This is a genomic window from Antarcticibacterium flavum (genome assembly GCF_006159205.1).
Taxonomy (GTDB): domain Bacteria; phylum Bacteroidota; class Bacteroidia; order Flavobacteriales; family Flavobacteriaceae; genus Gillisia; species Gillisia flava.
Window position 1 is genome coordinate 4,298,389 of sequence record NZ_CP040812.1, and the last position, 13,437, is coordinate 4,311,825.

14 protein-coding genes are annotated in these 13,437 nt (G+C 38.8%); 3 read left to right on the top strand and 11 right to left on the bottom strand.

Going from position 1 to position 13,437, the window contains the following annotated elements; translation table 11 throughout:
- Nucleotides 1-48: 48 nt before the first annotated feature.
- The 4 genes from FHG64_RS18840 to FHG64_RS18855 form a co-directional block, all read right to left on the bottom strand.
- A complete protein-coding gene (locus FHG64_RS18840) occupies nt 49-1,284 on the bottom strand; it encodes a GAF domain-containing sensor histidine kinase (protein ID WP_139067829.1) in 1,236 nt (411 codons plus the stop codon).
- Nucleotides 1,285-1,766: 482 nt separating this feature from the next.
- Nucleotides 1,767-2,531: a TIGR02757 family protein gene (locus FHG64_RS18845; RefSeq protein WP_139067830.1), complete on the bottom strand. Its 765-nt coding sequence runs from the start codon at nt 2,529-2,531 to the stop codon at nt 1,767-1,769.
- 11 nt (nt 2,532-2,542) lie between these two features.
- A complete protein-coding gene (locus FHG64_RS18850) occupies nt 2,543-3,202 on the bottom strand; it encodes an ABC transporter ATP-binding protein (protein WP_139067831.1) in 660 nt (219 codons plus the stop codon).
- Between the two features lie 49 nt (nt 3,203-3,251).
- Entirely contained in the window at nt 3,252-5,696 is a 2,445-nt protein-coding gene (locus FHG64_RS18855) for a DUF5916 domain-containing protein (RefSeq protein WP_139067832.1), read from the bottom strand.
- 141 nt (nt 5,697-5,837) lie between these two features.
- On the opposite strand from FHG64_RS18855, the gene msrA reads away from it, so the two are divergent.
- Together msrA and FHG64_RS18865 are read left to right on the top strand one after the other, a co-directional pair.
- Nucleotides 5,838-6,389: a peptide-methionine (S)-S-oxide reductase MsrA gene (gene msrA, locus FHG64_RS18860; RefSeq protein ID WP_139067833.1), complete on the top strand. Its 552-nt coding sequence runs from the start codon at nt 5,838-5,840 to the stop codon at nt 6,387-6,389.
- 72 nt (nt 6,390-6,461) lie between these two features.
- Nucleotides 6,462-6,764, top strand: a complete 303-nt coding sequence (locus tag FHG64_RS18865; protein WP_139067834.1) for a hypothetical protein — start codon at nt 6,462-6,464, stop codon at nt 6,762-6,764.
- 227 nt (nt 6,765-6,991) lie between these two features.
- On the opposite strand, the gene FHG64_RS18870 is transcribed toward FHG64_RS18865, so the two are convergent.
- The 6 genes from FHG64_RS18870 to FHG64_RS18895 all read right to left on the bottom strand — a co-directional run bounded on the left by FHG64_RS18870 (nt 6,992) and on the right by FHG64_RS18895 (nt 11,799).
- On the bottom strand, nt 6,992-7,294 hold the full coding sequence (locus tag FHG64_RS18870) for a DUF6787 family protein (RefSeq protein WP_139067835.1): 303 nt from the start codon (nt 7,292-7,294) through the stop codon (nt 6,992-6,994).
- Between the two features lie 43 nt (nt 7,295-7,337).
- Nucleotides 7,338-7,766, bottom strand: coding sequence for a DUF6146 family protein (locus FHG64_RS18875; protein WP_139067836.1), 429 nt, complete (start codon nt 7,764-7,766; stop codon nt 7,338-7,340).
- A 39-nt stretch (nt 7,767-7,805) separates the two neighbouring features.
- Nucleotides 7,806-8,429, bottom strand: a complete 624-nt coding sequence (locus tag FHG64_RS18880; protein WP_139067837.1) for a DUF937 domain-containing protein — start codon at nt 8,427-8,429, stop codon at nt 7,806-7,808.
- Nucleotides 8,430-8,535: 106 nt separating this feature from the next.
- Nucleotides 8,536-9,498: a D-2-hydroxyacid dehydrogenase gene (locus tag FHG64_RS18885; RefSeq protein ID WP_139068023.1), complete on the bottom strand. Its 963-nt coding sequence runs from the start codon at nt 9,496-9,498 to the stop codon at nt 8,536-8,538.
- Between the two features lie 23 nt (nt 9,499-9,521).
- On the bottom strand, nt 9,522-10,586 hold the full coding sequence (gene serC / locus FHG64_RS18890) for a 3-phosphoserine/phosphohydroxythreonine transaminase (protein ID WP_139067838.1): 1,065 nt from the start codon (nt 10,584-10,586) through the stop codon (nt 9,522-9,524).
- A gap of 154 nt (nt 10,587-10,740) precedes the next feature.
- Nucleotides 10,741-11,799 carry an acyl-CoA reductase gene (locus tag FHG64_RS18895; RefSeq protein WP_139067839.1) on the bottom strand — a complete coding sequence of 353 codons (1,059 nt, stop codon included), beginning with the start codon at nt 11,797-11,799 and terminating at the stop codon, nt 10,741-10,743.
- 150 nt (nt 11,800-11,949) lie between these two features.
- Between FHG64_RS18895 and FHG64_RS18900 the strand changes: the two genes are divergently transcribed.
- Entirely contained in the window at nt 11,950-12,300 is a 351-nt protein-coding gene (locus FHG64_RS18900; protein ID WP_139067840.1) for a 4Fe-4S dicluster domain-containing protein, read from the top strand.
- 65 nt (nt 12,301-12,365) lie between these two features.
- Here the strand turns inward: FHG64_RS18900 and FHG64_RS18905 are convergent, their stop codons facing one another.
- Nucleotides 12,366-13,244 (bottom strand): AraC family transcriptional regulator, encoded by an 879-nt coding sequence (locus tag FHG64_RS18905; protein ID WP_139067841.1) that lies wholly within the window; start codon nt 13,242-13,244, stop codon nt 12,366-12,368.
- Nucleotides 13,245-13,437: the final 193 nt, after the last annotated feature.

Genomic DNA, 13,437 nt, shown 5'->3' on the forward strand with positions numbered 1-13,437 from the left:
AACAAATTAAGCTATAGGAAATTAAAATAATAACCACAATTGTTAATGTTATAATACGCGCTTCACTGAAAATTCTATGGTTGTTCCTTTTTTAACCTTTGATTTTACATTAATTGCTCCATCAAGAGAAAGGATCAACTTCTTCACCGTTGATAAACCTATACCATTTCCCCTGTTGCCACTCCTGTCAGATTCTGCCAGAACCGTAAACAGTTCAAAGATCTCTTCCTGTTTGTCCTGCGGGATTCCTATTCCATTGTCTTCAACAGCGAAATAATAAAAATCCTTATCTTCCCTAAAATGAATGTTTATTACTATTTTTTCTGTAGAAGTATATTTTAGGCTATTCCCAATAAGATTAAGGAAAATTTGCTCAAGTGCAGTCCTGTTTCCATGAATGATCTTGTTATCTTCAGGCAGGTTTATCACACAATCATAGTCTATATTTAAAAGATCAATGATCCCTTCGAGCAGGTCATGTATATCAAATTCTTCACAATTACGGGCAGTGAGGGTATCACTCTCATAATGTTCCAGGATCCCCTGTATATAATTACTTAACTTGAAGGAAGATTGCTTTAAGTAATGGAGATATTCCTTTCCCTGCAGGTCCAGTTGGTCGCCATATTTGGCCCTTAAAAGATCTGAAGTTATTATGATGTTGGCAAGGGGCATTTTCATATCATGGGCAACTGTTCCCGCAAAATCCTTAAGCTGGGTATTACGAACATTCAACTGTTCCCTTACCTGCTGGAGATGCAGGTTTTGGCGTCTAAGCTCAAAAAGGTTTTCTACCTGCTTTGCCAATGCTTTTAAAGCTTCTTTTTGGCCATCATCAAGGGTCCTTGGTTCTGTATCCAGGACACAGAGAGTTCCCATTGCAGCACCATTCGGAGCTTTTAAAGGCATTCCTGCATAAAAAAGGATGGGAGGTTGGCCCGTAGTAAAGGGATTTTCAGCAAACCTCATATCTTTCCTTGTGTCGCGCACCTCCATTAAATTACCAGGTTCAAGAATAGCATGGGTGCAGTGGGAAATATCCCTGTCTATTTCACTAACGTTTGTCCCGGTTGCCGATTTCATCCATTGTTTATCCTGCCCAATGATGGTAATAAGCGAAACCGGGGTTTTACAAATGAAAGAGGCAAGTTTTGTTATATTATCAAAATTATCCTCTGGAGTTACAGGATACAGTTGTAACTCATCAAGGGTTTGTAATCGCAAACTCTCATTTTCAGGGATATCTATTTTGATCTTGGGAGTAGAGCTGGTTTTAATTGTCATAAAAAGTATTGTGTTCCACTCAAAGTTACGCAAATTCCTTTAATAAAGTTAAGAATTTGTTAAGGAGATAATGAAGAGTGGGCTCTAAACTTCAATTTATAAGGGGATTGTGTGGAATGTGACAGGAGACTGCAGTATATTTTTGTAAAAGAAATCTTAATTTCTCTAGATAAAGTATATGAAGTAAAACTAAATTTTTATTTGTTAATCTTTCGACCAGGCTAGGAGTACATTTGGCTTTACAAACCAATTGAAATCAATTACTTCAAAAATAATGATGAACCTCCCATTTCGCAGTGTAAGGACAATTTTACAAGAAAACCTTCCTACTGTATTTCTACTGCTAGTCCTTTTAGTATTTCTTGGTTTCTTTTTATGGCTCGAACTTGAAATAGGTTTATTCAGCAATATTTGGAACTCCTATTTTTAAAAGATTTTTATCTCGGGGAGGAGTTATTGTGAAAGATAGAAAGCATCAATAATCAATATTTTTCAAAAACCCCAAGACCAAAAAGAGCAAAATCATATTTGACCGGATCCAAGGGATCCAGTTTTCTAAGGGATACATCAAGCTCCTTTAGTGCCCGGGCATCATTTTGTTTCCTTTTTAGCAAGCCCAGTTTGCGGGCTGTATTTCCCGAATGAACATCCAGGGGGCAGGAGAGTTGTGAAGGGTTTAAACGCTGCCATAGGCCAAAATCCACACCGGTTGCATCATTTCTTATCATCCATCTTAAGAACATATTTATACGCTTTGCAGCTGAGTTTCGTGCAGGGTCGCTAACATGCTTCTGCGTCCTGCTCAAATGAGGCAGTTCAAAAAATACCTTCTTGAATTCATGAATCGCAGGCTGTAAGGAATCTTTCATAGCATATTTTGTGAAGATCCCTTCAAGCCCATTATGGTGGAGATAGATATTCCTTAAAGATGTGATAAAATATTGTAGATCGGCTGCGTTGAAAGTCCTGTGAACAAACCCCTCAAGGGCAATTAGATCCTTTTCTTCGTGATTAATTATAAAATCATATGGAGAATCCCACAGCAATTCCATAAGACGGCGGGAATTATTCAAAATACTTTTCCTGTTCCCCCAGGCGATGGTAGCAGTTAAAAACCCTGCAATTTCAATATCTTCTTTCTTTGTATATCGGTGGGGAATACAAATAGGGTCTGTCTCAATGAATTGAGGGGTGTTGTATTGTTCAACCTTATAATCGAGGAAAGATTTAATTTCTGCCTTCTCCAAATTTTAAACTTCTAAATGATCTCCCCGTCTACCATGGTGAGTTTCCTGTCTGCCATGTTTGCCAGCTCTTCATTATGGGTTACTATTACAAATGTTTGCTGAAATTCTTCCCGTAACCTGAAGAAAAGTTTGTGAAGATTTTCTGCCGACTCACTATCCAGATTACCCGAAGGTTCATCGGCAAAAATAACGGCGGGATTATTAATAAGGGAACGCGCTACCGCGATCCTTTGTTGCTCCCCACCACTTAATTCGGCAGGTTTGTGCTGTGCTCTTTGCTGTAGTCCCAGGAACTCCAGTAATTCCATCGCTCTTTTTTCAGCCTGTGCTTTGGGCGTGTTTTTTATAAATGCGGGAATACAGATATTTTCCAGGGCTGTAAATTCGGGCAGTAGCTGGTGAAACTGGAAAATAAAGCCTATTTGCTCATTTCTGAATTTCGATAATTTCTTGGGGCTTTGAGAATAAATATCTATCCCGTTAATTCGCAGTATGCTATCTTTATTCTGCTCTGGTAAATCCAGGGTACCAAGGATTTGCAACAAAGTTGTTTTTCCTGCTCCAGAGGCGCCTACAATAGAAACAATTTCACTTTTCCTTATATGTAGATTTACTCCTTTTAATACGTGCAGGTCACCGTAATACTTATGAATATTTTTTGCCTCGATCATTTAAATTGAGTTAGGGTGGTGAAATTAATTATATCTTTTAAAACAGTCCTTAACTTTTGAAAATATTCCTCACATTATTGTAATCGAGATAATAAACGATCCTTAATGAGAGGTTTTGCCGCAAGGGTTCTCCAAGCAAATTTTCAAGGCTCTCAGTAAACCCAAGTCGGCTTTGATCATCCAGGTTAAACAAGGAGTTTCGATAAAGAAGAATGGCCTCGCTACCGGGGGCAAACTGCCAACGGTAGCTAAGATCAAAATTCCAGATGTTGAAGTTGGCATTGGGATCCTGCCGTGGAAGTATAGACGTAGGGGATAAATTCCCGTCTTCCTGCAACAATGTATATGTATCTTCCTCAAAAACAGCTGCCGACCAAAAATTCCTAAACCTTAAATTTATTCCCTGTTTTGTATTAAAGTTATAACTGGCTTCTATGGAATTTTCAATGCTCTCCATATTCCTGTTTCCAAAGATTATTTGTCGCGGTAAGAGACTCACGAAGCTGGGACGGTTAATGGAATTATTATATCTAAAACCGTAAACCATGTTGAATCTGTCACTAATTCTAAACCTGGGGCTAATCCTTAAATTAAATTGGTCCCGGGGAGAATCTATAAAATCCTGGAATCCAACTCTCATATCGAGCGCAAATCTCTTGCGATAGTCTGATGATATCCAGACATCCCCGCTAATATTTGGTTGATATCTCACAAAGGTGCCTTCCCTTCTGGGTTCAAAGAAATCTTTAAATTCAGAATTGACCTCTGTGAACCCACCGAAGGCAAACCTGTTCCTTGTTATGGCAAAAAAGCTGCCTCCAACCCCGGTGCCTGTTGTAATATCTGGTTTATAACGTCGTAAATGATTACCATACAGCCTTATACTATAGCGGTTAAAGATGCCGGAAGGTTCAAAGATTTGATAAGAGGTATTCCAGTAGAAGTCATTGTAATTGTTTGTAAAATTTAAGCCCAGGTCATTTATATCATAGGTTTCATTTGCAAAATCATGACTTACCCCATAACGTATTTTTCCTTTGGTCCTGTTCACTCCCAGGCTGGAAGCAAAGCCGGTTATATTTTGATGGGGGTGGTTCACGTTACTCATTTTGGCTTCCCCGGTAAAATTAAAAGAGTTACTGCGGTTAAAAACATCAAATAAGAACGCAGACACATTCCCATCCCTAAAATGCCCTTCCCTTGTAACATTTGTATTAATAAGGGTAAGAGAAGAATTTTGGTTGAACTGCTGGTCCAGCACAACAATATTATAATTGGCGAAGGGCTCTGTGACCCTTTGCCTGGTTTCTCTAGTAACAGTATCGAGATATACGGCTTTTTCCTCCCTGGTAATCGCATTAAAAAACCCGATTCCAAGGTCATTATTTGTTCGACCTGAAATCTTGAGCGCATTTATAAGTGCTGCTTCTTCAGGATTTTCAAGGATAACTTCATTATTGAGCCGCTCTCTTTGTGCAGCATTAAAACCAATTGGAGAATCTCCAATCCTCCTGGAGTAGAACAGGTTACCTTTGGTAAATAATTCAGTTCCTTCAGTAAAAAAAGCCCTGTTTTCTCCAAACTCCTGTTCGAAAGGGGTGAGGTTTAATTCAACATTATCAAAAGCAGTTTGACCAAAATCGGGGATAAGGGTAGCATCAAGAGTAAATGCGTCACTTATACCATATTTAAAATCCATTCCTGCATTGAAATTGGTAAGGGTATTAGCGTTAAAATGGTCAACTTCTGCAGAGGTATATGGATAAAAACTTAAGCGTACAGGAGGTGTAATGTTCTTTATACCGGTAAGGTGACCTGTATACTGGCTGGCCTTTCCCACCGCTTTATTAACATAGTTCCATACGTAGTTTTCATTGAGGTAGGAGATTTGCCTACCCATTTGAATCCCCCATAATTGCTCCTCTTTTTTTGGAAACCTAAGTGCAGCATATGGTATTTTTATTTCGGCATTCCATCCATCCTCATCTATAGTAGCCGCGGCATCCCAAACCACGTTATAATTGTAATCCTCGTTTTCTCCTGTCATTCGGGCATCTGCAATTGCCCCGGCAGAGGTTACAATGAAACGCGTTTGATTTTCGCCGTCGTTATAAGTATTTATATCTATCAAAAAAAAGTCTGACTGCCCCAAATTGTCCCTTTGTGTAAACTGGCGAAAGATAGTTTGTGGAGCAACATCCCTCATTGAAGCTGCTATGTAAATAGCTTCATCATCATAAGCAATCTTTACGAAAGTTTTGTGGGTTTCCCTTTCCGGATTGCCATCTCCCGGTTCAATTTGAACAAAATTCCCGGTGACCGGTATATCCTGCCAAATTTGGTCATCAAGCCGGCCATCTATTTGGGGCGCACCTTTAATGCGGGTAGCCTCGTATTTTTTAGGGGAAGTGGTCCTGCTTAAATTTTCCTCCTGGGATTGTATATTAAAACTTACTAATAATAAAAGTAGGGCAAGTAAGCTCTTTGAACTCATGAAAAGCTAATGAAATTGTAAATAAAACTTAGGTTTGCAAGGTTACAAAAGAAATGTCTTAAATTGAATTTTGTGATGAGATTTATTTTAAAAGACGTAGTGTTTGTTTATTCGTTTTTGTAAATTGCTAAACAAAAAGATATGGAGAAAGAAAATTTAGAAATTGCTATCCTCGCAGGTGGTTGTTTTTGGTGTACTGAAGCAGTTTTTCAAAGAGTAGAAGGAGTAGAAGAAGTAGTGCCGGGGTTCACCGGGGGGCAAATAAAGAACCCCGCCTACCGCGAGATAATTACAGGAAGAACCGGCCACGCTGAAGCTATTGAGATACGTTTTGATCCCACGGTCATTACTTTCGAAGAGTTACTTTATATCTTCTTCAGCACTCATGATCCCACTACCCTTAACCGGCAGCAGTATGATGTGGGTACTCAATACAGAAGCGCAATTTTTTACCAAAATGATGAGCAAAAGGAGGTAGCCACCAGGGTAATTGAAAAGATCGAGCAGGAGAAGATATTTGATGACCGTATTGTTACAGAAGTAACCCAGGCCGGTCCATTTTACAAAGCAGAGCAGGAGCACCTGGATTATTATAATCGCAACAGAGAGCAGCGTTATTGCCAGGCAATAATCGACCCCAAGATCAAAAAGTTAAAGGAGAAGTTCGCCAACAGGCTTAAATCAACTTTATAAGATTGATTATAAGAACTTTCCCACCATATACTGGCATTTTTTTTGCTATACCTATACCGTAAATCGAAAAATATGAAAAACCTGAAAAATAAATTGTTGATCAAAGGGTTGGTTTATGATGCTATAGGTATGGCGACTTACGCTGTTCCTGTTGTTGGTCCTTTTCTCGATCTTTTATGGGCGCCCTATGCTGCCAGGGTAATGACTGAAATGTATCCCGGTAAAAAAGGAAAACTGGCTTCTGTAATTGTATTTATTGAAGAGATCCTTCCAGGGACAGATATTATACCAACCTTTACTTTAATGTGGCTTTATACGTTCGTATGGAAGAAGGAGCCCGCAAAGGAAATCATTGTGGAGGCTGAGGTTATTTAGAAAAATATACAATTTGAAATGAAAGGGAGGGGCAATTTTTGTCACCTCCTTTTTTTCTGAAAAGTTTTGAAAATAAGGTGGATCCCAAGTGCAAATTTAGCATTCTCCAACAATGCGGTAAGACCTAATCCTCAGAATATTCTTAGGAATGGGAAAGCTGTATGGCATATTTTTTCAGCAGGAATATCTTCGAGGGCATTAAATCTAAAGAAAAAGTTTCCAGGAATTTAATTCAGAAAACGGGCAAAACCCATGCGGCTCAGCATTTTCTTTTCAAATTGCCAGAAGAAGTTGAATTGCCCAAACAACCATCCAAAAGATACTAAAAGGACCTGGTAGATAGGAAATATGAGTACTAAACGCGCAAACCAGTAAAGAGCCCAGTGTGAACTCTCCTGGTAAATACCTAAAAAGTCACATAGCGGGCCTGCAAGCTTGGCAGAGGTTGAACCGGTTATGGCGAAAACAATAAGGATAAGGATTATTTGAAAATTCGAATCAATACCCCAACGCTGTTTCAATCTATTCATACTGCAAATATATTAATATATGCCTGCAACAAAAAAATATCTTCTAAATTCTTGTTGGTACAGAAAACCGCTGATTGTATTCTCTCGAAAAAAATACGAAATAATTGTATAGCAGGTAATTCACTTCATACCCGTAATCGATATCGGGTTCATAATTGATCTCCTGTACATAGAGATTGGGATTGAACTGCTGCGGGTTACGAACCCTCATGTTGTAATCCTGCACAAGGAACCTGTTCTTATTTTCAAAATAAGTTTGAGAATAGTATCCCCTTGGCCGTGCTATACTGTTTATGAACAAATTAAAACCGGGTTCAATTATAATGATCTCATATTCAAGGCTGTCATTAGCGATCCTCACGGTGTCATTGGCGGTCGCAGCTATTTCTTTTTTATTAAAATCGCGGTCACGGCTGGTACCGCAACTATAGATCATAACTCCCAGGAATAGTAGATAGAGGAACTTTTTCATAGGTTCTAGTAATATTATCAAAAATAAGGAAATATAAGATTATTTACCTCCCAGCATTCCGCCAAGGATCCCACCATCCTTTTTTCCTGTTTTGCCACCTCCAAGGATCATACCTTTTACATCATTTATGATATTAATATCACCTTTATTATCAAGAAGGGTTTCAATAAGCGAATCATCAAATTTACCGGAAGAGCCAAGGACAGAGGATATTAGATTTTCAAGACCAGGTTCCTCAACTTTTTCTTTTCTCTTCTGGCTGGCCAAAACACTAAGAAGTAAAGGAGCCAGCATTTTGGTAATTTCTGCCGCATTGGAATTTTTCATTCCCATTGTTGTGGCAACGGTGGAGATTATATTATTTTGGTTCTCTCCAAGGATATGGTTTAAGATCTTACCGCCCTCACTGGTCATTTCCTGCGGATCTATGTTTTCCAAATTTTCAAGATACTCTTCCCCATGTTTTTCTTCATTGAGAGCCCTGTTAAGACTATTTTTTCCTTCAGCAGAACTTATATTGCGCTTCATAGCCCCCAGCAGCAAGGGTAAGGCAATCCCAATGACCCCTGTCACTTTCTCTTTGCTTTCTCCCGTTCTTTCGCTTGCTTTGGTGATGAGTTCTTTCCCCTTTTGTGTATTTAACAGGTCAAGTATAGATGCCATAACTTTTTGTTTTCAAGTTACGACATTAAGAAAAGGGGTATTCTAAAATTAATGATAAAAAAAATGCCCCGGGGGATCCGGAGCATTATGAATTAAAATTGAAGTTTTAAACTTTTTCCTTCTTAAGGATAGCTATAATTTGATCTGCCAGTTCCATCCCAATGCGATCCTGTGCCTCAAGGGTTGCTGCCCCAATATGCGGGGAGAGGGAGATCCTCTGGTCCATTAAAACTTTTAAAGCAGGAGTTGGTTCATTCTCGAAAACATCTAAACCAGCAAAGGAAACTTTACCGGTAGCCAGTGCTTCCAAAAGTGCCGGCTCATCAATTACCCCACCCCGGGAAGTATTGATGATACCCACCCCATCTTTCATTTGAGAAATTTCTTCTTTGCCTATAATAGGTTTTTTTTGAGCGGGAACGTGAAGGGATATAAAGTCTGAATGTTTAATGAGCTCCTCTACAGGCTCTGTCTTCACCGGTATTTTCACAACTTGATCATTGTAAAAGGAGAGGGTAATCTCCCTTTCTCCCTCTTCACTATCACTTGCAATTACTTTCATTCCAATTCCTAAGGCCAGCTTTGCCACTTCTTTCCCAATGCGGCCCATGCCTATTATACCAAGGGTCTTGTTCCTAAGCTCTGTACCTCCCGAATAATTTTTTTTAAGGGCCTTGAATTGTGAATCCCCACTCAAAGGCATATTACGGTTTGCATCATAAAGATATCTTACCCCTCCAAAAAGATGTGCAAAAACAAGTTCTGCAACAGAAGCTGAACTTGCAGCAGGAGTATTTATAACTTGAAGGCCTTTTTCCCTGGCATATTTTAGGTCTATATTGTCCATTCCTACTCCTGCACGCCCTATGATCTTTAGAGTAGGGCAGGAGTCAATTAGATCTTTTCTTACCGTGGTGGCACTACGTACCAGGAGCACATCAATTTTTTCCTCTTTAATGAATGATGCCAGCTGTTCCTGGGCTACTTTTGTGTTTATTACTTCAAAACCGGCATTCTTAAGAGTTTCCTCTCCGCTTTGGGAAATGCCATCATTAGCCAATATTTTCATTTTCATATCTTTCAGGATTCGTTTTAAGCTTTACGTTCCAGGTCACTCATAACATCTACCAGGATCTGTACACTTTCCAAAGGCAGTGCATTATACATAGAAGCCCTGTAACCTCCAACGCTGCGATGGCCATTCAAACCATTTATTCCCGCATCTTTCCACATTTTATCAAATTCGTCTTTTAAAGAGTCTTTTGTCAAATTAAATGTGGCATTCATTATAGACCTGTCTTCCTTTGCTGTAAAACCTTTAAATAAAGGGTTTATATCTATTTCAGAATAAAGCAGCTGCGCTTTTTTCTCATTTTGTTCTTCTATAGCCTTAATACCTCCCTGCTCTTTTAACCATCTCATTGTAAGTAATGATACATATACCGCATAAACTGCAGGAGTATTGAACATACTATCTTTACCTATATGCACTTTGTAATCCATCATAGAAGGGATCTTCCTGCTTACTTCCCCCAAAATATCCTCCTTGATAATAACAAGTGTGGTTCCTGCAGGCCCCATATTCTTTTGTGCTCCTGCATAAATAAGGTCAAATTTGCTAAAGTCCAGTTGGCGTGAAAATATATCACTGCTCATATCACAAACAACAGGAACTGCTGTTTTGGGAAATTTCTTCATTTGAGTTCCAAAGATGGTATTGTTACTGGTACAGTGAAAATAATCAACATCACCTGGCACATCATATTTCTTTGGGATATAGCTAAAGTTCTTATCTTCAGATGAGCCTACTACCTGTACCTCGCCAAATAATTTGGCCTCTTTTATAGCTTTTGAAGCCCACGTCCCGGAATTGAGATAAGCTGCTTTCTTTTCCAAAAGGTTGTAAGCCACCATAAGAAATTGCATACTGGCACCTCCCTGCAGGAATAAGGCTTTGTAGCCTTTGTTCTCCAATCCCAGTAACTCCAGGGAGAGACTTCTTGCTTCTTCCATAACATCAACGAAATCTTTACTTCGATGAGATATTTCCAGAATTGATAAACCAGAGTTATTGTAATCTAAGATGGCTTGTGAGGCCTCTTTAAAGACTTCCTGCGGCAGGATACACGGCCCTGCGCTATAATTGTGTTTTTTCATAAAGCTTGTATTTGAACAAAGATGCTAAAACTAGCCAGAATTTTATGTTAGTAAATGATTAAATAGTCCCCCACAAGTTACAAAAGTGGGAAGTCAAATAAAAATAGATTTATGGATGTGTAGGCGGTTGCCACAAACAAACGTAAGTAAGTACTTATAGGCTTCTTAAAAATGCCAGGGTATCTACATTGTCTGCATAATCCCATAAAGCAGGTAGTTGAGTTTGCCCAAAATTCACATTTTTGGGTTCATAACCTCCGGTAACCACGCATTGTAAATTTTCCTTATTGAGGCCCAGGTTTTTCTCCAATTGCTCCCTGCCGGAATAGGTCTCATAGAATACACTGCCAATTGGCGACCCAAAACCCGGATCTTCTTTCAGGATCAAAAAGCCATTATCAAGAAACTTAAATTTGCTCATGAGATAAACAGCCTTGTTATAATCATAATTATTGGCATATTTGGCGTGGTCCAGTAACCGCTCCCAGGTTGATAAAGCTTTATAGAAAGAATCAAAGTCATATCCCTGCGGAACATATAATTTTGAAACATTCCTGCACCCCAAACCAAAGTATCTGAAAATATCCTCTCCAAGCGCCTCCAGTTCTTCCCTGCTCTCGTTGCCGGTAAGAACAGCGACAGAATTGCGGTTCTTCCTTATTATTGAAGGTTTTCCTTTGAAATAATATTCAAAATATCTCGCAGTATTATTGCTGCCCGTTGCGATCACAGCATCAAAATGGGGTAAACGATCCTCTGTAAAATTTATCTTGTCTTTATATGCAGGTTCCACTAAACTCAGAAATCTCGCTATTAACGGCAGGAATTTTTTATCATTGGAAGATTGCTTTACGATCAATTTATGACCGGATATCAAAACCGAAAGAAAATCGTGAAAACCTACCATGGGAATATTCCCTGCCATTATTATTGCAACAGTCTTATCGCTTTCATTTTCAAAATTATAGGAGGAAATCCAGGTGTCAAGATTTTCCTTAGTAAGAGCACTGCTCCATTGCTCAAGCGAAAAAAGTACATTTTCCCGGGTGAACCAGCCGTTGTAATGAACAGCCATATTTATTTGCTCCTCAAAATCCTGCTCTAAAGCAGTATAAGCAGGGTTTTGATTGTCAAGCTTCAAACCTTGATTTGTAAACCGGCCCAAAAACTTTCCAAGTTCGGTGAAATGTGATTTTCGCTGCTGTATTGTCATCGGGCTAATTTGGTTATGAATTGATTTGGCTTTAAATTTGTGGGCGAAATTAAAAGTTATTGATCAAACTTTCGACTATAATTCAAAATAAATCCCTTACAGAATTGGGAAGCCTTTGAATTTCAGGTTAAATTTACTAATAAAAGAGCTATGGCAATTATTATAACAGATGAATGTATAAACTGCGGGGCCTGTGAACCCGAGTGCCCCAACACTGCGATCTATGAAGGAGCAGATGACTGGCGGTATGCAGATGGGACAGACCTTGAGGGAAATGTTGTACTTCCCAATGGACGTAAGGCAAATGCCAATGAGGCACAGGAGCCTATTAGCGATGAGATCTATTATATAGTACCAGACAAGTGTACCGAATGTAAAGGATTTCATGAAGAGCCTCAATGTGCAGCTGTGTGCCCTGTGGACTGCTGTGTGCCAGATGAGGATAATGTAGAAACAGAGGAAGAGTTACTCGCAAAGCAACGGTTTATGCACAATGATTAATTTCATTGGAATAACATAACCTACATCAAATAAGGAATCCCGCCATACCGGCGGGATTTTATTTTTTAGCTGATAAGGTATTTTAACTCATTCCTGTAAGTAGAAGGAGTCTTACCGGTATACTTTTTAAACTGCCTGTTAAAATGACTAAAGTTATTAAAGCCGCTGTCAAAGCAAACATCAAGAATACTAATTTGTTTTTCATGAAGTAATTTAGCTGCGTGTGCCAGCCGGTACTCGTTGACAAATTGTATAAAGGTCTTTCCGGTTATTTTTTTGAAATACCTGCAAAATGATTGCTCGGTCATACTTACCATGTTTGCTACTTCCTCCAGGGATATTTGCCGGTGAAATTCCTCCTTGACAAAATTAAAAATGATATTGATGCGGTTATTATCCTGCAGTTCGGCTTCGAGGATATAGCCGCGGGCATTGAGTATAGTATAATTCTCAGCTTCTTCCAGCATTTTTAGGATATTAAGTAACCCAAGAAGGCGGTCATAGTGGTCCTTATCTTTTAATTCCTCTATAGCACCACCAATAATCCGCTTTTCACTGCCGTGATAAACTATTCCCATTTTTGCACTTTCCAGTAAAGATTGCACATTGCGCATCTCTGGAATTTCAAAGAAGGAAGAGCCAAGGAAATCTGGTTTCATTTGAATAACAGTTTCACATTCATTCCGGCTTAAACCATCAGTAAAACCACAGTGAGGTAAATTTGATCCTATAAGAATAAGATCTCCCTTACGAAAATAAGACACATGGCTTCCAATTTGTCTTTTCCCCGAGCCGCCATTCACATACACGAGTTCGATCTCGGGATGATAATGCCAGAAAGTGTGATTTTTATTTTGATGTGTTCTGGTATATGTGCGATAAGAAAAGGAACTTCCAAAAGCGGGTTCCACCTTTTCAAATGTTGGTTTTATAGAATTCTTCATGTTCATTTTGTTTAGCTTAGGAAAATGTAATGAAGTCATGGGTGTTCCTTGTTTCACTTCTTATCCTAAAAATATACTATTTTATCATATACATATAATTCTATTGTATATAAGGTTAAAATTGAGCATTTATAGGGTTATTTAGAGTTTAAAATTGCCGGCTTTCAGGTTTAAGTTTGTATTGTAATTATTA